The sequence below is a fragment of the Vibrio fluvialis genome (assembly GCF_900460245.1).
In the GTDB taxonomy this organism is placed as follows: Bacteria; Pseudomonadota; Gammaproteobacteria; order Enterobacterales; family Vibrionaceae; genus Vibrio; species Vibrio fluvialis.
In genome coordinates, this window is record NZ_UHIP01000001.1 from 1,965,215 (window position 1) to 1,986,696 (window position 21,482).

Here is a 21,482-nt window from a genome sequence, read left to right on the forward strand (position 1 = left end):
CTTGATACAGCCCATTTCGAAGTGATTCGTCACACTTCGATGGTCGGTGGAATAAAGACTTGGACAATCAAACCACCTTGCAGTGAATTGCTGATGATCAGATCGCCACCGTGGCCGTGAAGAATATTGCGGCAGATACCCAGTCCAAGGCCATGCCCTTCGCCGTCATCCGACAAGCGGAAATACGGTTCAAACACCGCTTCCAGTTTGTTCTCCGGAATGCCGGGGCCCTGATCATGAATGGTGATCACCACCCACTCGGCGGTCTCATTGATGCTGACGGTAACTTCATCACCATATTTGACGCCATTACCAATCAGATTGGTCAGTACCCGTTTCATCGCCAGCGGCTTCGCCACCAAAGGTTCAATGTTCACCGGGGTAAAATGCACAGTTTCACGTTCGAAGTTATACCCTTCCGCGATATTCTGAATCAGCTCATTGAGATCGATATAGTCGTTATTTTCATGCAGCTCAGTGTCACGTACACATTGCAGCGCGCCTTTGACCATCATTTCCAGCTCGTCGAGATCGCGGTTAAATTTCTCGCGTTTGACGTCACTTTCCAACAGCTCAGCCCGCAATCGCAGACGCGTGATCGGCGTTTTCAGATCGTGCGAAATAGCAGCGAAGAGATGCTCGCGATCCGACACGTAGCGGCGAATGCGCTGCTGCATACGGTTAAAAGCACGGGTTGCAGTCACCAGTTCGCTCGCGCCTTCTTCGCGCAGCGGGCGCTGGGCAATATCCATGCTGAGGTCATTCGCCGCGCGGGCCAGATTCTTCAACGGTCGAACCTGACGTCGCATCAGCAGATAAGTCAGCAGCAACAAAATAGTCGTTGAGAAGAACAGGAACAAAATCTGCTCACGACCAAGAATATTGTCATCAAGTTTGACATAGGGCGCGGGTAGCAGCGCGGCGACGTAAATCCACTCATGCTCACCGAGTTCTATTTGCACCACCAGCACTGGTGGATTAAGTGGTTCCAGCGTCAGGGTATGGTAGGCCCAGGATTTCGGCAGATCGCTGAGAAAAATATCGTTTTTCAGCAAGCGCAACTTCTCCGGGCGGGTGAAATCCACCAGAATATTGCCGACATTAGTCAGTTTTTGATGCAGCACTTCCTGCACCGCATCAACCGAAGCGACTTTCAGACTGGTCTCTTCAATCGGTTCGACAATGAGCTGCTCTTTGTTAAACGAAACAAAAAAGCGCGTGCCGCCCATATTACGGATCTGGTCGAGCACGATATGACGATACTTAACGGGCAGAGACTGAAAAAAGGTTACCGTTGAGGCAAACATCCCCGCCATACTGGCGGAGGCGGAGCGGATCCCTTCAAGTTCATTGGCTTTGGACTGGCTGTACCAAATCGAGGTTGCAACGCCCTGAGCCAACATCACCGCCAGCAGCGTCAACAACAAAGTTCGGGCCACCAGCGAAGTGGGCTTAATGCGTTTCCATACGCGCTGAATGGGCATGTTAATACTCGAACTGAACCGGAACCGATAAAATATAGCCGTTGCCGCGCATGGTTTTGATGTAGTTCGGGTACTGCGCACTTTCGCCAAGTCGTTGGCGCAGGCGGCTCAGCTGCACATCAATACCACGTTCAAACGGTAAGGCTTCACGCCCGCGCGTTGCAAAGGAAATGGTGTCACGATCCAGCACATCATTAGGGCGATTGAGAAACAACATCAGCAGCACATAGTCACTGCCCGACAACTCATGCTCCTCTTCCCGTTCCAAATGCGCGATGCGGTGAGTCAACGTATTCAGACGCCAATCACCAAAGACAATGTGTGTCGGCGTTTGTTCTTCAGGCTTCTCTTCGCTCACCTGTACTCGGCGCAGCAGTGCTTTAATGCGCGCCATCAACTGGCGTGGGCTAAACGGTTTAGCGATGTAATCATCAGCACCAATTTCCAAACCAATGATTTGATCCGTTTCATCCGACACAGCGGTCAGCATGATGATCGGTACATTGGAATCACGCCGAATCTTCTGGCACAGCGTGAAGCCATCATCGCCCGGTAACATCACATCCAACAGCACAAGATCCGGATAACCTTGCTGATCAAGGTATTGCGCCAGAGCCCGTCCATCGGAAACCGTTGATACACTGAATCCGGATTTAGTCAGATACTCATCCAACAACTCACAGATTTCCTTGTCATCATCAACGACTAAAATGTGCGTGTTTCCCATTCCCCACCTATTGAAACCACGATTTTGGATAGTGTATCCATCAAGCTCTCACTTGATTATTGATATTTATGTAAAGTTTGACCTCATCCTAGACCGGGATCACATTTCCTTCGCCTCACGACGAACAGCTGATTTCGAGCTTTTTACCCCATTCTGGCGGCAGTTTGGCGTAATCTTCTGAATCCGGTTGTTCATCGAACGGATGTTTGAGCAACTCTGCCAGACGCAACACTTCGCTGTAATCACCCTCTTCGGCCTTATCAATCGCAATTTGGGCCAGGTAATTACGTAAAATGTACTTGGGATTGATCTGACGCATTTTAGCGCAGCGTGCTTCAGCACTCAGCGTCAGCCCTTGCTCATCCAACTCCTGATCACAACGCAGCAAGTAGCGGTCAAGCCAGGCCAGCGCGGCGTCGCGGTCAAGAAACAGATCCGCCACACTTTGCGCGGATTGCGTATCGAGATGAGACATCTGACGCATAAAACGGGTGTAATCCACACGATTCGCTTCGAGCAATTCGAACAGATCATTGAACAGCTCACCATCTTCCTTCTGACGGCTGACAAGACCAAGTTTGTCACGCATGAATGTGCTGAAATAGCCGTTGAGTTGGGTTTCATACGCATTGAGAGATGCTTCAAGTTGCTCTCTGGCGATAAGCGGCGACAACGCATGTGCCAGCGCCGATAGGTTCCACAGCGCAATACGTGGCTGTTGGTCAAACGCATAGCGTCCTTGGTAATCGGAATGATTGCAGATGTATCCCGGCTCATAGTCATCTAAAAAGCCGTATGGACCATAATCGAAAGTCTGACCGAGGATCGACATGTTATCGGTATTCATTACGCCATGGGCGAAACCAACCGACTGCCAGTGGGCAATCATCTGAGCGGTGCGATCGACGATATGACCGAACATAGCGGCATAGGGTTGATCTTCATTCACGCAATGCGGGAAATACCACTCGATGACTTTATCTGCCAACAGTTTGAGTTCTTCATGCTGTTCGGTATAAAAGAAATGTTCGAAGTGACCAAAACGGACATGGCTCTGCGCAACACGCACCAACAACGCGCCACGTTCCTGCTTTTCTCGGTACACAGGTGTGTCACTGCTCATCAGAGCCAGTGCCCGGGTCGTCGCGATACCTAAACCCGCCATCGCTTCGCTGCACAAATATTCGCGGATCGACGAGCGCAGTACAGCCCGGCCATCGCCCATACGAGAATAAGGTGTCAGGCCTGCGCCTTTAAGATGAATGTCAAAAACTTCACCTTGCTGCGTCACCATTTCGGCCAGCAGTAAACCACGGCCATCACCGAGATCCGGATTGTAGACACCAAATTGGTGTCCGGCGTACTTCATGGCTAACGGCGAAAAGGCAGCCAGAGGATGCTGACCGGACAAGCTTAACAGCAGCTCTTCATTCGGCGTTTGCGGCAAGCCAAACTGCTCAGCCAGATCGCGATTCCACGCCACCCAGCGAACGTTGCTCAGCGGTTGCGGTTGCACCGGGGTATAAAAGGCCGCGGGCAATGCGCTGAAGCGGGTGGATAAAGTGACGCTGTCCCAAACCGACATAAAACCATCTCTCATTCGACTATTTGCCTGCAAGTTAGCAAATACCTGAGTCAAATACTAGGTTTTAGCCTGAACGACAACGATAAGAAAAACCCCAGCTTCAAGCTGGGGCTTTCTCCATTACACTAGGCAGAATACGCCGACTAAAGCAACCAGGGAGAACACAAGCGTTCTGCCTATCACTCCCAACAAACTCGGTTGAATCATTTCTACGTGCATTTGGCTCTCCCCTCTGAATATGACAACGTAATGACAATATGATGAAATTTAAGGAAACTCTCAATAGCCAAAAATATTAATTTTTTGTTACATTCCGCATGACAAAAGGCATCACAGCCGATGGTTAGCGTCTACGCTTTAAGAAAGCACTAAGCTGTTTTGTGACTGAATCCAAATGCAGGTGACCCTATGTTGTCGATTTTCGATATTTTTAAAATTGGCGTTGGCCCGTCAAGTTCCCATACCAACGGACCAATGATTGCGGGCTTTCAATTCCTCTCCGTTATCCCGGATATCAATCAAGTGGCGCGTATCCAAATCGATCTGTTCGGATCGTTATCGCTGACGGGAAAAGGACACCACACCGACCGCGCGGTAGTGCTCGGTTTGCTGGGAAATCAGCCCGACACCATCAAAATGACCAGCGCGACACAGGCGATGCAGCGCGCGATTGACGAGGGGGTGCTGCTGTTAGGTGGCCGCAACGAAATCCCGTTTCATTACTCCAGCGACCTGTTATTCCACAGTGAAAATCTGCCACTGCACGAGAACGGCATGACCCTTTCTGCTTTCGATGCTAAAGGCTTAATCGTCGCTTTTGAAACGTATTACTCGATTGGCGGCGGATTTATCGCCACCGCAAAAGAGCTCGAGCATGGCACCGCGGAATCGTCCATTAAAGTCGAATTCCCGTTCAACTCCGCCGAAGAACTGCTGAAAAAGGCCGAACGTAATGGCTTAAGCCTCGGCGGTTTAGTCCTGCGCAACGAACTGGCATTTCGCGACATCGACACCATCGATCAAAAAACCGAGCAGATCTGGAAAGTGATGTCGCTGTGCATGCAACGCGGGTTTGATACTGAAGGGATTTTGGAAGGCGGCCTCAACGTAACCCGCCGCGCGCCAGCGCTGCTCAAAAAACTCGAAGCCAACGCGGCGATAGAAAATGATCCGATGGAGATCATGGACTGGATTAACCTGTTCGCCTTCGCAGTCAGTGAAGAAAATGCGGCGGGAGGCCAAGTCGTCACATCGCCGACAAATGGCGCTGCAGGCGTCATTCCCGCAGTGTTGATGTACTATCATCGCTTCATTCGTCCACTCGACACCAAACAGCTCAAAGATTTTCTCGCTGTCGCTGGCGCGATTGGCATTCTGTACAAAACCAATGCGTCCATATCCGGAGCCGAGGTGGGATGTCAGGGTGAAATCGGGGTGTCATCATCGATGGCCGCCGCAGGGCTGACATCGCTGCGTGGTGGCAGCAATGAGCAAATGTGTATTGCAGCTGAAATTGCCATGGAACACTCGCTAGGCATGACCTGTGACCCGATTGGCGGTTTAGTGCAGGTGCCTTGCATAGAACGCAATGCGATGGGCGCAATGAAAGCGATTAACGCATCGCGCATGGCATTAAAACGCACCAGCAAGTGTCTGATCTCATTGGATAAAGTGATTGATACTATGTATCAGACAGGTAAAGACATGAACAAGAAGTATCGCGAAACTTCATTAGGTGGTCTTGCGCTGATTCATCTGGCTCCACCGTGCGAATAACGCTCAATTCTTCTCATGAGCCTGACGGTGCAAGCCGTCAGGCCGCCAATTTAAGATGAGACTGTTGCAGCATCTTATCGATTGTCTGCCGTTGAACAATCCACTGATAACTCAGCGATAAAATACAAATTTCGTACGCCCAGGCCAGGTAGGAAAAGAGGCCGAACCCCAACGCAATCGCCCAATTGCCATCAGCTGGCAGGCTGCTGATCAGTAGACCTGAGCTCATCGGGATAATGCCTGTCAGAATAAAGAGCGCGCCTTTGTGTTCCTGAGACAAACGCCAGGCGAAACGCAGACCTCGCGGTTCATCATCAATCGCGGTGGCCGGAATCACCAACCCCCAGCGAGAGACCAGCCAAATCATCGGCAATGTGCCCACCGCACCGACCAAAATCTGAATCCACAAGCCACTTCTCTCATGTATCAGGCCAATTGCGCTGCTTAGCACGACCCACCCAAACACCACCACCATGATGGCAATAAACATCATCAGCCAATAACCAAGAATACGCATTTCACGTAAACCAGAAGGCGGCGAATCAGCCGGAGAACTTTGCCGATTCAACAGAATTTCCCGATGCAAACGTACCGTCGCCCACGCCATGGCGACCATCACCATCAGGCAGTATAAAAACAACAGGGGTACTGAATCCGTTTCATCAGAATGGGATTGCAACACTTGAGTCGCGACGGTGACAGCCAGATAAGGCCAGGAGAGCGCCAAAAAGGCTCGCCATTTATCTCTCATTAACCGTGCCGAACTGACTAAAGTGTACAAAATGGGTAAGGGGTATTTTTTCATTGTCCTAGCTCAACGCATTGCTCCCTTACAATATGACTCAAATTGCGTACATTCGCAGCGATAACTGCGTGACATAAATCATGGGAAGATGACGAGTTAGTAATACATTGCTTATTAATTCATCAAACCAATGTATGCAAACCTCTGGTCAAAAATCGGGCTAAGCCTTGAATTGACGGATTAAGTTGTCCAGTATGGATAAAAGAAGGAAGCCACTGAGGACACGAAGTGTATGAGTAGTGATACACCGCGTTTGACACTGCGCGTGATAGAAAAAAGTGATTATCCCGAACTTGCAGAACTGATGGATCTGGTTTTTCACGATGTTGGTGGTGCCTGGCCGCGCATGACCATCATGGATTTAATTCATCAGTTTCCCGATGGCCAGATTTGTATTGAAGACAACGGAAAAATCGTCGGTGCCGCACTGACCATCAAAGTCGATTACAACCGCTTCTCCCTCCCCCATGTCTACACCGACATCATCAACGAAAATAACGTCATTCAGCATAAAGCCAACGGTGATGCCCTGTATGGGCTCGATGTATTCGTCCATCCGGATTATCGCGGTCTGCGTCTGGGTCGCCGTTTGTACGCCGCCCGCAAAGACTTATGCCGTAGCGCTAACCTGAAAGCGATTCTCGCGGGAGGCCGTATTCCCGGCTATGGCCGTTATGCCGATACGATGGAGGTGCCGGAATACATTGAGAAAATTAAGCGCCGTGAGCTGTACGATCCGATCCTCTCTTTTCAGCTCTCCAACGATTTCGACGTCAAACGTATCATGCGCCACTATCTGCCGGAAGACGACAGTTCCCGCGGCTATGCGACTCTACTTGAATGGGATAACTTCTTTTACGAGGAAGACATCAACTCCATTCACGACATCGAAAAAACGCTGGTTCGCATTGGCATTGTGCAATGGCAGATGCGTGCCATGCTCAGTGTGGAGGACTTGATTGAACAAGCGGAATTCTTTGTCGATTCCCTGTCCAATTATCATGCCGATTTCGCTCTGTTTCCGGAGTTCTTCAACGCACCATTGATGGGACTGAGAAACGATCAGAATACCGTGGAAGCGATTCGCTTTCTGGCCTCGTTCAGCGAAGAAATCAAACTGCGTTTTTCCAAACTGGCGGTCACCTACAACATCAACATTATCGCGGGTAGCATGCCTGTGCTCGAAGATGGTCAGTTGTATAACGTCGCTTACCTGTTGCATCGCGACGGCACCATTGATGAGCAGTACAAAATTCACATCACGCCGCACGAAAAACGCGATTGGGTCATCGACGGGGGTAATCAGGTGCAGGTGTTCGAAACCGATGCCGGCCGAGTGGGTATTTTGATCTGTTACGACAGTGAATTCCCCGAACTGGGCCGCATGTTGGCCGAACAAGGGGTGCAAATTATCTTTGTACCATTCTGGACGGACACCAAAAATGGCTACCAACGCGTTCGACTCTGCTCACAAGCACGTGCCATCGAGAACGAATGTTACGTCGCGATTGGCGGCAGCGTCGGTAATCTGCCTCGAGTGGATAACGTCGACATTCAATACGCCCAATCTGCTGTATTCTCGCCATCCGATGTGTTTTTTCCTCACGACGCGACGATTGCGGAAGCCAGTCCCAACACCGAGATGATCATTTTTGCCGATGTGGATCTTGATAAACTAAAGCAATTGAATACTGAGGGTTCGGTGACCAATCTGCGCCACAGGCGCATGGATTTATATGGCGGATTTACCCAAACCAAGTGACGAAAGTTATTGATATCCATCACATTAACTAGTCTGACCAGAATGCGTTACCCCATTTCGGTGGAACGCATTCTTTTTCAATTTGGAAATTTCATCGCCTTGTCGATCATGGAGTTATCGTCTTCACGCTGCGGAGTGCAACTAGCGTCGCAATTTGCAAATCACTAATTCGATTAAATTCATACAGTTAAACACATTACCCCTTTGGTATTAGCCACTTATGCCCCCTCTTGCAGTTCGTCCTTAATCTTTTTATATCTATGGGTAGCGCGCAACGTTTTGCGAGCAATATCCCACTTTGCGTACCCGACTACTGATGAGGAATGCCCCATGTTTAACGCCCTGATCTCTCGCAAAACTGCTGTTTTACTGGTGTGGTTTGCCTCGATGTCTGGTTTTGCCAGCACCGATACCATTCTCACCGTCGACAACCATGGTCGAAAGGCCCAATTCAGCCTTGAACAATTGCTGACACACGCCGACAAAGAGATTGTCACTAACACCCCTTGGACCGACGACAACACCAAGTTTGTCGGCGTCTCAGCCAAACAACTGCTGAACATGATTGGCGTTTCAAAAGCCGATTTAAAAGTCACTGCGTTGAATAATTATTGGTCGACCATCCCTTACGACGACATTGAAAAGTACAACCCGCTGTTTGCCGTGAAAAAGAACGATGACGTCATGAGTATTCGCGACAAAGGCCCAATCTGGGTGATCTATCCGCTCAGCGAATTTAATGAAGTAAATAACGAGGTGCTGCACAGCCGTATGGTGTGGCAGGTCAGCCAAGTAGAAACGTTGCAGTAATCAAAACGCTGAGTGTGCAGGTATCTATGAGCCGCCATATTGCCATTTTCATCATGTTTGTGTTTGGACTGTTTATCTTCTCCATCTGGACGTTGGTCAAGTTCAACGACACTTATAACATGCTGACCAAGCACACTCAGTTGTCTGCCTGGGCACTGGCTCAGTTGGAGATCGAAACACTGGAGTTTTCTTCCCAGCTTGAAACCTACCTGATCAACGACACCCGTTCGTCACGCAAACTCAATCTCAAATACGACATTCTATGGAACCGTTATGATACGTTTCTCAACAGCGACGAAACACGCGAGATCCGTTCGCAGTACGGTTCTGGTGAAGTGATCGCGAAGGCGTTTAATGTGCTGCGCAAGTACGAAAATGCCGTGCTCAAATCCAATCTCAGCGAACTGAAGGCGTTTTCTGGTGAGCTGAAAAGCCTGATGCCCGGCATTCGCAACCTGATGATCGTCAATTTCACAGGGGAAGAGTCGGCCAAGAACAGAGCCATCATCGCGGACAATAAACAAACCGTGTTGTACGACATGCTGTTGATCTTATTGGTGCTTGGCTACATCTCGCTGCGCGTATACAAAGATGCCAAATACCAACAGTTTATGGCCTGGCATGATCCGCTCACTCAGCTGAAAAACCGTAACTATCTGCTGCAACAAATTAAAAATCTGAGTAAGCGTGAAGACGACTACGCGTTGATTTTGCTGGATATCAGCCACTTCAAAGAGATCAATGATATCGTCAGCTACGAGTACGGCGATAAAATCCTGACCGAAATCAGTGAACGGCTCAAAGCGAAGTGCGATCAATTCCACTTTTTGTGCGCGCGTGTCGGTGCCGACGAGTTCGCGATCCTCATTAACCGCTGTGATTTCAATTTCGAATTTTTCGTCAAGGCGTTATTGAGCGATCTTGGTGCTGTGTTAAATCGTCTCGACCCTTCCAAACGTATGGCGCTCGCAACCGGGATTGCGATGAGTCACGAGATGAGCGAGCACACCAAACGTTACCTCAAAAAATCGTCGGCGATCCTGAATAACGCCGACCTGGCGCTTAACATCGCCAAGAAAAATCCGGCCGATCCTGTGGTCTACTACAGCAAAGAGATTGAGATAGCGCACCGCAAAAAGCGCAAACTGTCCGAAGAGCTGGAAGGTCTGATCAAAACCGACGATCAGCAGCAGCTTTACATGGCCTTTCAGCCGATTATTTCTCCGCAAAGCGAACGCCTTGGTTGCGAAGCACTGATTCGCTGGAACCATCCGCAACACGGTTTCGTGAATCCGGAATATCTGATCGCGATTGCGGAAGAATCGGGGCTGGCTAAAGAACTGGGACGCTGGATCATGCGACAGGTTTATCAGGCCCTGTCTGTCGACTGGAGCGCTTTCCATTCGCGGATTGAAGTCGCCATTAACCTGTCAGATTCGCTGTTTGACGAAGAGTTACCCGCGTTGGTGTCGGATATCTTCGCCACCGACATCAACTACCTTGACGCCATCGTGCTGGAAATCACCGAAACCATGACTCTGGATGAAATCGAGCGCAGCGTCAGCATAATTCGCCAGCTCGAAGACATCAATATTCGTCTGTCGCTGGACGGTTTCGGTACCGGTTGGTCGTCACTCTACAACCTCAACCACCTGCGCTTTAACAAGCTGAAAATCGACAAGTCGTTTGTTCGCGACCTGAACAGTTTGGACCAACAGAAGTTCTTTATTTCGGCGATCGTAACCTTATCACATCAGCTTGGCATTAAGGTCGTTGCTGAAGGGGTCGAAAATGAAATTCAGCTCCATCGCCTACAGGAGCTGGGCGTCGATGAATTTCAGGGCTACTACTTTTCTAAACCCATCACCAAAGAAGAATTTGCCCATTTCAGCCATCAGTACTTTGCCCACCGAAAGCCAGCGCTCAGTGCAGTGGAATGATCCCGAGTGTTCACGGTTAAATCTCGTTAACTTGTCCCAGAACCCACGTGACAACGCTTCAAAAACTCAGCAATAAATGCTAATACTTCGCCTCTTATACAACTTGTTTAATAATTGATTTATCACTAAAACAACACACTATCCTCAGAGGCTTTATGAATACCCCAACCCCGGATGAGGCTAATCGCCGACCATTGGCCGTCCGCGAACTCAAACTCACCAAACGCATCGCCATCTGGCTTAGCCAGAAGAATGTGACCCCAAATCAAATCTCTTTGCTCAGCATCCTCTTCGCACTGGCAGGGTTTGTCAGTTTACTGCTCTATCACTTTTACCCTGCCGCTTCGTTGCTGTTACTCGCCGCTGCCAGCATTCAGTTGCGCCTGCTGTGTAACTTATTTGATGGCATGGTCGCTGTCGAGGGCGGAAAAAAGACACCTGCCGGAGAGTTGTTTAACGATGTACCGGATCGCATTGCCGATCCGCTGTTTATCGTCGGAGCTGGCTTTGCCACGCAATCGTTGGTGGGTATGGATCTGGCCTGGGTTTGCGCCATTCTCGCGGTCTTGACGGCCTACGTCCGCGTGCTGGGCGTGAGCATGAACGGGCCAGCGGATTTTTGCGGCCCGATGGCGAAGCAGCATCGCATGGCTCTACTGACGGCTTCACTGTTGATATTGTGCGTATACCAATGGCTACAACTGCCGCTGCATTTTTTGGGTTACACCTTAGATTGCGCCCTCGCGCTGATGTTGTGTGGCTTGGTGATCACCACCTGGCGACGTCTGGAACATATCTATCACTACCATCAGGCGCAATTCGCCCAGCAACAGGAAACTCAGCGAGATGTTTAATATTCCCGTTCACTCTCAACATGTCATGCTGGCGATCGTCGCTGTGCTGGTCGTCGGCACTGTGTGCTATTTGTGGTTGTCACGCCGTCACACAGATCGTGACTATCTCGAGCTGAAACTGCGCATTCGCTCCTGGTGGTGGATGGTGGCCATCGCATTTGTCGTGTTGGCACTACCACTCAACTACACACTGTTTTTCATGGGGTTTCTCAGCTTTTTAGCACTGAAAGAATTTCTGTCTATCGTTCCGACCCGTATGACCGACCGCCGCGTCATTTTCTGGGCGTACCTCTCCATTCCTTTTCAGTTTTACTGGCTGTCGATCGGTTGGTACGGCATGTTCATCATCTTTATTCCGGTGTACATCTTCTTGTACCTGCCCATGGTGATGGTGTTGATTGGCGATACCAAAGGCTTTATTCGCTCTGCGGGCGTGATTCACTGGGCAATGATGCTGACGGTGTTCTGTATCAGCCACATGGCGTATCTATTGGTGCTGCCCAGCCTTAACCCGAATGCAGGTTCATTAGGCATGCTGCTGTTTTTGCTGGTAATGACCCAATTCAACGATGTTTGTCAGTACGTATGGGGTAAGAGTTTTGGCAAGCACAAAATCGTGCCGAAAGTCAGTCCGAACAAAACCTGGCAAGGTTTTATCGGTGGCAGTGCGACAGTGATTGTGGTGTCCTATTTCGCCGCGCCGTACCTGACGCCACTCAACCCGATACAAGGCTTGGTGGCCGGAGTGATCATCGCTTTCAGCGGCTTCATCGGCGATTTGGTGATTTCATCGGTCAAGCGAGATTTGCGTATCAAGGACACCAGCCAGTTTATCCCTGGCCACGGCGGCATTCTGGATCGAATTGATAGCCTGATGTTCACCGCACCGCTGTTCTTCCATTACATCTACTATCTCTATTACTGAGGCCACCATGGCAAGATTACTCAAACTGCTGTTTGTGCTGCTGATCGTCAAGCCACTGGTGTTTATTGGCTTGGGGCTCAATATCTTACAGCGACAAAACCTCCCCGAGCACGGGCCGATGATCATCGCCGCCAATCACAACAGTCATCTTGATACGCTGGTGTTGCTGGCGCTGTTTCCGATTCATATGGTGCATCGCGTGCGCCCGGTTGCAGCGGCCGATTACTTTCTCGCCAATCGCTTTGTGGCGTGGTTGTCCCTCAATATCATTGGCATCATTCCGATTCGCCGTGCACCATCCGCTTCCCAGCGTGACGCCGTCTTTGATGCCTGTCATGCGGCATTAAGTAACGATGAAATTCTGATTATTTTCCCCGAGGGCAGCCGCGGTGAACCGGAGATCATGAGCGGCCTGAAAAAAGGCATCTACCATTTGGTGAAAGATCACTCAGGCGTCTCCGTGCTGCCTGTGGTCATGCGGGGTCTCGGGCGCTCACTGCCTAAAGGGACGGCGATGCTGGTACCGTTTAACTGCGATGTGGTGATCGGAGAGCCGCAAGCGGGATTTACCAGCGCCCAGCAATTTATCGACACCATGCAGACACAATATCAGCAACTTGCGCAGCACTGCATTACGCAGACCGCCAACGCAGAACAACTCGATATTGAAGAGTAAAAAACGCGGCGATTGCCGCGTTTTCTTTACCAGTAACGTTCATGAATATAGTTGCCACCCGTCGCCTGACGAAATGGCGGCAAGCCTTTGTCGCGTAGGGTACTGGCGGTGTCTTTAATCATGTCCGGATTACCACACATCATCACAAAACTGTGCTCTGGCGCTAACTCTAACTCACTTACAGTTTGCAGCTCACCTGACTCAATCAGGGCCGGAATACGTCCACTCATCGCATCGCTAAGCGCTTCGCGGCTGACCACAGTGTGATAGCGTAAGCGCCCCTGATATTGCTCCACCAGCGTCTGAATATCGTCGCGATACACTCGGTCACGACCATAGCGCACGCCGTGCACCAGCACGATATTCGGTTGGGTCAGGCGCTGGTCGGCGAGCAGTGACAGAAATGGACCAATTCCCGTCCCGGTTGCCAATAACCATAAATCTTGCGTGAAATCAGGAATCGAAGGCTGAATCAGATCGCCGTAGGCCGAATTACCCACCCACACGGTATCACCAGCGGAGAGTGATTGCAGGCGCGGAGAAAGCTTGCCTTGTGGATGAGCCACAATCAAAAATTCATGTTCATCCGCTGTAGCCCCTGGCGCATTAACCAGAGAATAGGCTCGGCTCACCAGATTGCCTGCATCATCTTCGAGCCCCAACTTGGTAAACTGCCCGGCCGAAAATGGCAACTCGGCGCCGCTCACTCGCAGTGAGAACTGCTCCGGCGTCCAGTCGATACGTTCAATCACCTGCACTGGGTTAAAACCTGCGAATAGACTCATGATCTTTTCTCCTCACCGATTATCTTTGAGTGACGTTACGCCCCTTTTAGCCTTAAGTAAAGTTTTCACCTTACTTATTAAGTTAATGTTTTGTTAACGCACTCACCGACAACTCTATCCGATAACGACTAGAATAATTAGTCTAATCACAGCTCAACCAAGGAATGAAAGAAGATGGAAAACTTACTGCAGGACTTTCCGGTCGTGACTGAAATCCCGGTCGCATGGGGCGAAATGGATGCCTTACAACACGTCAACAACGTGGTCTATTTCCGCTATTTTGAAACGGCGCGTATCGATTACTTTCGTCACATTCAACTGATGGAAGATTTGGCGATCACTCAGGTCGGCCCAGTGCTGAGCGAAACGCAAAGTCGCTACAAAATTCCGGTCACCTTCCCTGATACGTTGCTGATCGGATCGCGCGTGAGCGATGTGCAAGAAGATCGCTTCACCATGGAGTATCAGGTGGTGAGCAAAAAACTCGGCAAAGTGACCACCACAGGCAGCGCCACCGTGGTGATGTTTGATTTTAAAAACGGCACCAAAGCCAAACTGTCAGAGCGTATTCTCGACGCCATTCAAACCCTTCAGGATCTGCCTTCCTGATACGATTCGACACCGACCTTCAGGCTGCTATCCACAAGGCAGCCTGAAATACCGCATTCGTGCCGATGTGAGCCATGGCGGCATATACCCAAACAACTTGGAGTTGCAGGTAGGCGGCAAATGAGTGAGTCCCCATGAGCATAGATACGCTATGTGATTGGGGTGAATGAATGCAGCCAACACCGCTGCAGCTTCAAGTAGGAAGGGTATAGTGGCTATAACTAATTCTCATGTTACCAGCGTGTGAATCGTATTGCGCATTCGTGCGGCTGCGCTTATTGTTGGGGCTCCGCAGTCCTCTTTTCATTTGGAACCTTTCATGAACACCGCACTTTTGGGCATGTTTATTCCCACTTTCTTCTTAGTCTCAATTACGCCAGGTATGTGTATGACACTTGCCCTTACCCTGGGTATGAGCATTGGTTACAAACGCACACTGTGGATGATGATTGGCGAGCTGATTGGGGTTGCCGTGGTGGCCGTCGCCGCCGTGGTGGGGATTGCAGCTGTCATGCTCAACTACCCTTGGCTGTTTACCGCCTTTAAAACCGTCGGAGCCTGTTACCTGTTCTACCTTGGCGTGCAAATGTGGCGCTCAAAAGGCAAGTTGGCGCTCACTTCCGAGTCCGACACGCACTATCAGGGCAGCGATTGGGGCTTAATTGTTCAGGGCTTTGTCACCGCAATCGCCAACCCGAAAGGCTGGGCGTTTATGATCTCGTTGCTACCGCCATTTATCGACCAATCGACCAGCCTGACACCACAATTAATTTTCCTAGTGTCGATCATCATGGTGTCCGAATTTGTCTGTATGACGCTCTACGCCACTGGCGGTAAAGGGTTAAAACGCGCCTTGGGCAAATCGCAAAATGTTCGCGTGATGAATCGCGTTTCCGGTTCCCTGATGATGGCCGTAGGCATTTGGCTGTTTGTAAGCTAAACGTTGTGAGCTAAACGTTTCTTTTTGATTTATGACCTATCGAAGCGGCCTTGCGCCGCTTTCTTTACATGGCTTTACACTCCTAACAATCCCCATTAAATTCAACAATTAATGTAAAAATTAGCACTAAACCGAAAACTCCATTGGTTCATTTGGTGTTTACAACAGAGTTCAAGCGCGTATATTTATGAGCCATAACATCAAATAAACCAAAAGGTGATGAAATGACTATCTATACCTACTCGCGCTTCTCGCCACGCAACCCAGATTTCCAGCAAGATATGGAAGCGCTAAAAGCGGCCTTCCCCGACGCCACACACATTGAAGATTCCGCTCGCGGCCGCATGCCGGCTATGGAACGCCCAGACTTTGTCGCCTTAGTCGACACACTGCAAAGCGGCGACACGCTGGCCGTCAACTGGCTGAGCAGCATCAGCAAAGATTTCCAGCAGTGCCAACACGTATTGCAACTGCTGATGGAGAAAAACGTCACGCTCAAAACCACCAAACCCGCCATGACAGTGGCTCCGGGCAGCGAAACAGCCGCCGCGATTGCACTGGTGCTGGAAGGGTATGGACAAGCGGACACGCGCCATCGCTTACACGCCGCAGAAATGGGCCGCCGCGCCCTGCGCGAAGATGGCCGCGCGTGGAAAGAGAAATTCCGCGGCCGCCCGGCCAACAAAGAGAAACACATGAAAATCGCTGGCCTGCTGCTGGAAGGCAAAACACTGGAAGAAGTCGCACAAATCTGCGATTGCAGCCTGTCGACGGTTAAACGCGTCAAAAGCCGGGTCAGCGAACACGATGACGAAGGTGCGCTGCGTCGCCGTGGTCATGGCCGCCACGGCCACCACCGTCATGGGATGCATCGCGGTGATCACCGTGGCGAAGGGCGTGGCGAAGGTCGTCGACACCGAGGCCGCCCAACGGACAGCGATGAATAAGATTCCGACAAACGTCTGGAGACAAAACGGCGCCTGATGGTGCCGTTTTTTATTCAAGTCATGCCATTCAAAGAAGGAGCATTAACTCATCCGCAGCGACGCGGTTTCGGTGAACGTTGCCGCGTCAAGTTGCGCTTCAGTAAAGGGAATGTCGTGCAGTTGTTTATTGGCAAACTGTTGCAATTGCGTTGTTCTTCCCAGAGATTCAACGCCATCACGCTGGCCGTGACTGAGAATGCCTTGAACGGTAATGCCCTGCTCATCCCACGTCGCCAACTGCACATACGCACTGCCGAACAAAATATGCGGGAAACCGTTTTTATCAAGCGGTGCAGGCATTTCACCATTGAGAAGCCCTTCCTGATATGAGCCGCCATGCAAGGCGATTTTGGTGTTATCCGCCGTTTCAAACAGCGCCTCGCCCCATGCGACATCAAGCGCAAACCCCAACGCGTTCAGCTCATCAACCGCTGCGGCTAACGCCTGCGTGATCACCGGTCCATTCGACTCATGAGTGTCCAGTTGAGAGTCCAGTGTCGGATCGCCACTGCTGGGGACGTTCAACACATTGAGTTGCACAATACGGTTCCAGAATAGATGGAATAACAGCGCACCTTGGCTGGTCGCATTGTTTTTGCGATCCCATCGACTCAGCACTTCGCGCGCTCGGCACACCGCGGCGGAAGCAGAAACGCGCCCAAGGCTTAAGAGCTGATCAAGAAACGTTTCCGCGGCGTAGTTGCGGTTATCAAAGATGATCGGCAAGACCTTGTCTGGCGTGATGGGGCCTTCGGCCGTGAGTTCATCCAGCCGGCGCGTTGACATAATCAACCTTGGGTCATAACGCAGCCCGGCGGCAATGTGTTTACCGACTTGATACGCCGCTTTGTGCTGGCCAAATACCGACGGAAAATCCGGTTGAACTGCCCCGTATTCAGAAAATTTATAGCTGTTGTTGGTGTTTTGAATGATGCCGCGCGAGATAACCGTCGGGTAAAACGACGCGGGCGCCAGCAATGGTCGACCATCGCTGCCACGCAAAAAGGCATCGGAACGCGTGCCATCCAGCACATTAAACGCCGATTCCGCATCGCCAACGTGGCGCTGGGCCATGGCGTCATCATTCAGCGGCGGCACGTTGCCCGCGACCACATAAGCCACCTCACCGTGGCGGTCGGCCACCACCAACTGGCACAAAATCCCCCGCTGCGATTCGATGGCCGCAACAAAGTCCCGGGTCGACGTGGTTTTCGCTGCTGCCATGAACTGATCCAGCCCGCGCGCATTCTGCTCTCCGGGGTTGGTGATGGCATACCAACCTTGCGGTTTGCCCACGCGATGCGGCAGGTGATAGAGCACCCCGAGTTCTGATTCAAGAAACTCATAATGGCGTGTCGCGATCTCGCCGGACGCTTCTAACACCTCGACCGCCACGGCGCGAATCGATAATGGGCGGTTTTCGCCATCGACTCGATAGCTCAGTGTATTGCCTGACGTGTGAATCGCCATTTTCTGCAACACAAACGGCGTCACCGACGCCGCATCTAAAATGCTCCACGCCACGTCGGCGTTATAGCCAGTCATCGGCAGCGGGAAACCAAGAAATGAGGTACCTGCGACGTCTAGCTCGCCGGGAATGGTCAAATGGTACTGATGCATGTAAATGCGTTGCTGATGCGGCGTTCTTTTCCAGGCCGAATGGGGGTTGCCAAGCAAGATCGCACGCTCTCCTGCGACAACATCGCCACCAAATGCCCAGGCGTTACTGCCAAAGCCACCCTCCACTTCAACCGGTGTCGCATGCGGTGAATCGACCGTGCCAGGTGCGGATTCCGAGTGCCATTGCTGCGCCGACGAAACAAGGTGCGGGCCAATTTCCACCAGCTCTTTCATGATGCCAAAGCGCATCGCGGCCCTTACCACGTCTTGCTCGGTAAAGGTCACTAGCGGTTCATCGGCGCGCCAACGCTGCTTCTCCTCTGCTGGCATCTGATCCACATAGTGATTCAATCCGCGCACGTAGCCTTGCACGTACTCACGCGTTTGCGTGCTGAGCTTTGCCAGTTCATTTTCAACCCACTCAGGCGGCAGACGTAAACGAAACATCAGATCGGAATTCAGGTTGGTGGTTTTGAGAAAACCAATGGTGGAAAAGCGCTCCGCACCATAATGTTTTGAGCGCTCACCCCGCAAGGTGATCACCTGACCGGATAGCTCACACAAGCGGTCGCGCGCATGCACGTAACCGTAACCAAAACCCAAACTTACGTAATTCTGCGCTTCGATGTGCGGAACATCATGATCCGTCCAACGAATATTAACCTGATCCCATTCGTGTTGATTCATACCGTTAAAGCCTGCCTGTCGTATCGCATTGTCTTAGAAAATTTAACGATAATGATAACACATATCATTTGCATAAAATCCCCTATGCAGATCAACTTTAGGTGCTTTGTTGAGTACGCTTTTCAGTGAGAAACGGTGCGAGAGGGACAGTCAGTGACTTACACAACCCGAATGGTCAAATAATCGTGCTGTGCAGTACCTCTCGATAACGCAACGCAATACCCGATAGACTGCCAATCATTATTGAGAGTGTTCACAAAAGCTTCATAAATAAACAACAATGATAAAAATAGCTCTGATTGACGACCATACCATCGTACGTTCCGGATTCGCTCAGTTACTGAATCTGGAGCAAGACATTGCTGTTGCCGGCGAATTTGACAGCGCTAGTGACGCCTTTCGCGGATTAACCCAAACGCCTGTGGATGTGGCGGTCATCGACATCTCGATGCCGGACGAAAATGGCTTGAGCCTGTTAGAAAGGCTTCGCCAACGCGATCCGGCGTTCAAAGCCATCATTCTCAGCATCTACGATTCCGCCTCTTTTGTTAAGAAGGCGCTCGATGCCGGCGCTCAAGGCTATCTGTCTAAACGGTGTGGCCCGAGTGAACTGGCGAGCGCCATTCGCACCGTGGCGGCAGGCAAGCGCTATTTGTGTGCCGATGCACTGGTCAATCTCAGCAACCCGGACATCAACAATGTGCTGGTCGATCTGACCAAACGCGAGCTGGAAGTGTTTGACCAGTTGATACAAGGTAAAGAAGTTAAAGAAATTGCGCAGGCGCTGTTTCTCAGCCACAAGACGGTGCATGTGCACCGCGCAAACATCCTCAGCAAACTCAACCTGACTAATAATGTCGACCTGATTCGTTTTGCCATACAGCACCATCTGTTAGCGGAAGGCTAAGTATGCCGGGACTCATGTTTACGCTGACCTTCAGCTTTCTGCTCTACAGCATCAGTCAGTTCAGTTTGTGGAACATCAGCCAATATCTGAGTCAGGCCCCACTGCACGCGTATCTCTTATTTCCCACGGGCCTGAGATTGGCGGTTTATCTGCTGGTGAAGCCCGCTTACCTCTGGGTACTGATCCTCAGCGATCTGCTACTGGCGGGTGCGATTCTGGTGTATCTGCCCACCGAGGCGGATTCGGTGTTGTTGCTGATGCCGTTTGTCGCCTGGTTTGCGACCTCTTTTGCCCGCAAGCGCTGGCAACACCTCACTCTCTATTGGCAAAAACTGCTGTTGATTGTCGCGCTGGTCATCGTGCACAGCGCAGCCACCGGACTGACGTTCGTGCTGCTCGGCAAGCCACTTCGCATCAACGCCGACACCATCACCGCCGTCACGGTCGCATCGCTGACTGGCGGAATCGTGTTGACGCCGTTTCTCTATCTGGTCGCTGACTACCTGCGCCATCAGACCTGGTCGCCCCTGACACCGCAACTCATCCATCAGGATGTAAAACTGAAGCCGAAAATGCTGGTCTGGAGCCTGTTTTTCTTCGCCTTAGGGTTGCTGGCTGAACTGACTCTGCTGGACCAAATGAAGCCATTTGCGCTGCTGATCATCATGTTGCCAACCATATTCATGGCCTACCGCTATGGCTGGCAAGGAGGGGTACTGGCGAGCAGCTTGAACTGCATCCTGCTCGCCACTGCACGTCAGATCAGCGGCTCATTTGACTCCGATCAGGAGCTGCTGATTTTCATGTCCAGCCAGGCGTTGGTTGGTCTGGGACTGGGGATCGCAATCAGTCGTCAGCATCAGTTGGCGCTACTGGTGCAGAAGGTCAACCTCCGGCTGGCACGGGAGCTCGAAGAAAAGCAGAATCTGGCGCGCCAACTGGTTTCCGTCGAGGAACAAATTCGCAAATCGGTAGCCAGAGAACTGCACGATGAAATCGGTCAGAACATCACAGCGATACAGATCCAATCCATGCTGGCGCAGCGGCTGGCCGAAGATGAGCAGGCCCGGAACGCCGCCGCAAGTATTCAGTCTCTGGCGATGCGAATCCACCATTCCACCCGCCAACTGTTAAAGCAGTTGCGACCCCATATCCTTGATGAGCTTGGGCTGGAACATGCCATTCGTCAGTTGATCCAAGAGATGCGTTTCAGCGAACAAGGCATTCAGGTTGGCCTCAATATGGGTGTGGATCCGCAAAAACTTGACGATACCACCAGCGTGACGCTGTTTCGCATCGTGCAGGAGCTGCTCAACAACGTCTCCAAACACGCCAAAGCACGCACTGTTAATATCAGCCTGTTCCCCGGCAGCGATATGGTATTGGAAGTGAAAGACGACGGCGTTGGCCTGCCGTCGGACTGGCGCATTCGTGGTCAGGGTCTGAAAGGATTGGCTGAGCGGGTGTCCGCGCTGGGTGGCAGCCTCAACGTCACCACGCCATCTTCGCCTAAGGGCGGTACGCGCATAATTGTTAACCTGCCCACAAAATCATCACCTACTGACTAAAAACTAGGAATATTTCCTAGATGAATACAACTCCTT

General features: G+C 51.1%; 18 protein-coding genes. 12 read left to right on the plus strand and 6 right to left on the minus strand.

Translation table 11 applies throughout. The annotated features are described in order from the left end of the window. Positions 1-29: 29 nt before the first annotated feature. The 3 genes from DYA43_RS09225 to DYA43_RS09235 form a co-directional block, all read right to left on the minus strand. Positions 30-1,484: an ATP-binding protein gene (locus DYA43_RS09225; protein ID WP_020327836.1), complete on the minus strand. Its 1,455-nt coding sequence runs from the start codon at positions 1,482-1,484 to the stop codon at positions 30-32. A gap of 1 nt (position 1,485) precedes the next feature. Then, a complete protein-coding gene (locus tag DYA43_RS09230; RefSeq protein ID WP_020327837.1) occupies positions 1,486-2,211 on the minus strand; it encodes a response regulator in 726 nt (241 codons plus the stop codon). Positions 2,212-2,326: 115 nt separating this feature from the next. After that, positions 2,327-3,796, minus strand: coding sequence for a protein adenylyltransferase SelO (locus DYA43_RS09235; RefSeq protein WP_061056683.1), 1,470 nt, complete (start codon positions 3,794-3,796; stop codon positions 2,327-2,329). Positions 3,797-4,204: 408 nt separating this feature from the next. Between DYA43_RS09235 and DYA43_RS09240 the strand changes: the two genes are divergently transcribed. Next, the gene (locus DYA43_RS09240; RefSeq protein ID WP_020327839.1) at positions 4,205-5,572 is read left to right on the plus strand and encodes an L-serine ammonia-lyase; all 1,368 of its coding nucleotides are present in this window, start codon (positions 4,205-4,207) and stop codon (positions 5,570-5,572) included. 37 nt (positions 5,573-5,609) lie between these two features. Here the strand turns inward: DYA43_RS09240 and DYA43_RS09245 are convergent, their stop codons facing one another. Further along, the gene (locus DYA43_RS09245) at positions 5,610-6,323 is read right to left on the minus strand and encodes a hypothetical protein (protein WP_052193091.1); all 714 of its coding nucleotides are present in this window, start codon (positions 6,321-6,323) and stop codon (positions 5,610-5,612) included. 286 nt (positions 6,324-6,609) lie between these two features. Between DYA43_RS09245 and DYA43_RS09250 the strand changes: the two genes are divergently transcribed. The 6 genes from DYA43_RS09250 (at position 6,610) to DYA43_RS09275 (ending at position 13,344) form a co-directional block, all read left to right on the plus strand. Further along, positions 6,610-8,139 carry a bifunctional GNAT family N-acetyltransferase/carbon-nitrogen hydrolase family protein gene (locus tag DYA43_RS09250; protein ID WP_061056684.1) on the plus strand — a complete coding sequence of 510 codons (1,530 nt, stop codon included), beginning with the start codon at positions 6,610-6,612 and terminating at the stop codon, positions 8,137-8,139. Positions 8,140-8,469: 330 nt separating this feature from the next. Beyond that, positions 8,470-8,949: a putative pterin-binding protein gene (locus tag DYA43_RS09255; RefSeq protein WP_061056685.1), complete on the plus strand. Its 480-nt coding sequence runs from the start codon at positions 8,470-8,472 to the stop codon at positions 8,947-8,949. 119 nt (positions 8,950-9,068) lie between these two features. Then, complete coding sequence (locus DYA43_RS09260; RefSeq protein WP_172465296.1) at positions 9,069-10,889, plus strand: putative bifunctional diguanylate cyclase/phosphodiesterase; 1,821 nt, start codon at positions 9,069-9,071, stop codon at positions 10,887-10,889. 155 nt (positions 10,890-11,044) lie between these two features. Further along, the gene (locus DYA43_RS09265) at positions 11,045-11,743 is read left to right on the plus strand and encodes a CDP-alcohol phosphatidyltransferase family protein (protein WP_061056687.1); all 699 of its coding nucleotides are present in this window, start codon (positions 11,045-11,047) and stop codon (positions 11,741-11,743) included. Beyond that, positions 11,736-12,668, plus strand: coding sequence for a phosphatidate cytidylyltransferase (locus DYA43_RS09270; RefSeq protein WP_020327845.1), 933 nt, complete (start codon positions 11,736-11,738; stop codon positions 12,666-12,668). Before DYA43_RS09265 ends, DYA43_RS09270 begins: the two co-directional genes overlap by 8 nt. 7 nt (positions 12,669-12,675) lie before the next feature. Continuing rightward, positions 12,676-13,344 (plus strand): lysophospholipid acyltransferase family protein, encoded by a 669-nt coding sequence (locus DYA43_RS09275; RefSeq protein WP_061056688.1) that lies wholly within the window; start codon positions 12,676-12,678, stop codon positions 13,342-13,344. 26 nt (positions 13,345-13,370) lie between these two features. Here the strand turns inward: DYA43_RS09275 and DYA43_RS09280 are convergent, their stop codons facing one another. Continuing rightward, complete coding sequence (locus tag DYA43_RS09280) at positions 13,371-14,129, minus strand: ferredoxin--NADP reductase (RefSeq protein ID WP_061056689.1); 759 nt, start codon at positions 14,127-14,129, stop codon at positions 13,371-13,373. 174 nt (positions 14,130-14,303) lie between these two features. Here DYA43_RS09280 and DYA43_RS09285 point away from each other — a divergent pair, with 174 nt between their 5' ends. From DYA43_RS09285 to DYA43_RS09300, 3 genes are all read left to right on the plus strand, one after another. Continuing rightward, positions 14,304-14,738, plus strand: a complete 435-nt coding sequence (locus tag DYA43_RS09285) for an acyl-CoA thioesterase (RefSeq protein ID WP_020327848.1) — start codon at positions 14,304-14,306, stop codon at positions 14,736-14,738. A 319-nt stretch (positions 14,739-15,057) separates the two neighbouring features. Then, the gene (locus DYA43_RS09295; RefSeq protein WP_020327850.1) at positions 15,058-15,678 is read left to right on the plus strand and encodes a LysE family translocator; all 621 of its coding nucleotides are present in this window, start codon (positions 15,058-15,060) and stop codon (positions 15,676-15,678) included. A gap of 224 nt (positions 15,679-15,902) precedes the next feature. Continuing rightward, positions 15,903-16,625, plus strand: a complete 723-nt coding sequence (locus tag DYA43_RS09300; protein WP_061056690.1) for a recombinase family protein — start codon at positions 15,903-15,905, stop codon at positions 16,623-16,625. 81 nt (positions 16,626-16,706) lie between these two features. Here the strand turns inward: DYA43_RS09300 and DYA43_RS09305 are convergent, their stop codons facing one another. Next, positions 16,707-18,971, minus strand: coding sequence for a penicillin acylase family protein (locus DYA43_RS09305; protein WP_061056691.1), 2,265 nt, complete (start codon positions 18,969-18,971; stop codon positions 16,707-16,709). 280 nt (positions 18,972-19,251) lie between these two features. Here DYA43_RS09305 and DYA43_RS09310 point away from each other — a divergent pair, with 280 nt between their 5' ends. Together DYA43_RS09310 and uhpB are read left to right on the plus strand one after the other, a co-directional pair. Beyond that, entirely contained in the window at positions 19,252-19,878 is a 627-nt protein-coding gene (locus tag DYA43_RS09310; RefSeq protein WP_061056692.1) for a response regulator transcription factor, read from the plus strand. 2 nt (positions 19,879-19,880) lie between these two features. Further along, on the plus strand, positions 19,881-21,446 hold the full coding sequence (gene uhpB, locus DYA43_RS09315) for a signal transduction histidine-protein kinase/phosphatase UhpB (protein WP_061056693.1): 1,566 nt from the start codon (positions 19,881-19,883) through the stop codon (positions 21,444-21,446). Positions 21,447-21,482: the final 36 nt, after the last annotated feature.